This window comes from Pantoea sp. NGS-ED-1003 (assembly GCF_000738765.1).
Classification (GTDB): Bacteria; Pseudomonadota; Gammaproteobacteria; order Enterobacterales; family Enterobacteriaceae; genus Pantoea; species Pantoea septica.
Genome location: NZ_JPQA01000046.1, coordinates 1 through 1,217 on the forward strand (window position 1 = coordinate 1; position 1,217 = coordinate 1,217).

Sequence of the window (1,217 nt, forward strand, 5' to 3'; positions counted from 1 at the left end):
AGCCGATGTGGCTGCAGCCGAAGTGGTGAACGAGGTCAGGTCGTCACGCTGAATTGTGACACCTGCCGGAATGGTAATTCCGTCAGTTTCCACATCCCACCTTGAAAATCCTGTTGCATACGTCGCCCCCTTCCGGGGGCATCGCTTCATGTTTGCGTGCCGGGTCAGCCAGTCCTCATCGGCCAGATCAGGCAGAAGGTTGCGCGCCAGATAATCAATGTAGCCATACACTGTATGTACAGCGGCGGCCTGAACTCGTCCGTACACTTCAGCGTCAGTACGGCGAAGTTCCGCCAGTGTTGTATCGGCTGCCAGTCGGGTGAGAATATCGTTTCGAATTGTGGTGATTAACTGAGGGAGTGTTGGGCGGGTAAATCCACTGTCAGCCATTAAGTTCACTCCATAAATCATCAAAGGAAAACGCCGTGCGGTTGCCATCTTTCTGGCTGATTACCACTGAGGCGCTCAGCGTATTGATTCCGGTTCGCTCGGCTCTTACGTCTACCCGTACTGCTACGCCATCGTCCACCAGCCACTGAAGCGCCTGGATGATATATTCGCGGGCTTTTAGTGGTGTTTTATTAGTGAGCTTCTGACGGCTCAGGAGATAAAGCCGCGAGCCAATCCGGTCGTTCTGAATAGATGGAAAACTGTCCCCCCACCAACCGTTATCCTGCTCCGGGCTGTCGTCGGGCTCAGCCTTTCGCCAGGAGAAAAGGGAGATAATCACGGCGCGGGTAAGAGGGTCGGGCGGCCACGTTACAGTGCGCTCGACACCATTAATGATAATATTCATGACGCCACCATTTTCTGCGTTGTAGCGTCGGTTGTGCCGCCGCCGTCGCCGTTCTCTTTATGGGTATGACCGTTGTATGCCAGGCGCATTGCAGACATTGTTATCCCGGAGGAATCACACTTGTCTTTGATTTCTCCGGTAGCCTCGATGTCCATTTCAAATCGTGCCTTTGGCGCATTGGTGAAGGTGATCGGCTTACCTGCACCATTGACAACGATCCCAGAGCGGGTCAGCGTCACCGACTGTCCCTGATCGTCATAAACTGCAACCTCGCCAGTCTTCAAGCTTTTGAGACGGTAGCGCCGGTCGGAAACCACCAGCACAACGCCATGCGAGCGATCGCCATCGAAATAAGCCGCAACAGCCTCGGCCCCCAGAATCGGCGCAGCAGTAAATCCATACGGCTCCATGTGCTCGATGT

General features: G+C 54.5%; 3 protein-coding genes. All 3 read right to left on the reverse strand.

The window, feature by feature from the left end; translation table 11 throughout:
* On the reverse strand, positions 1 to 390 hold a 390-nt coding region (locus JS46_RS22735), incomplete at its 3' end, for a baseplate J/gp47 family protein (RefSeq protein WP_033756101.1).
* Complete coding sequence (locus JS46_RS22740) at positions 383 to 796, reverse strand: phage GP46 family protein (RefSeq protein WP_033756102.1); 414 nt, start codon at positions 794 to 796, stop codon at positions 383 to 385. The genes JS46_RS22740 and JS46_RS22735, both read right to left, overlap by 8 nt.
* A partial coding sequence (locus JS46_RS22745; RefSeq protein WP_033756105.1) for a phage baseplate assembly protein occupies positions 793 to 1,217 on the reverse strand: 425 nt, incomplete at its 5' end. The genes JS46_RS22740 and JS46_RS22745, both read right to left, overlap by 4 nt.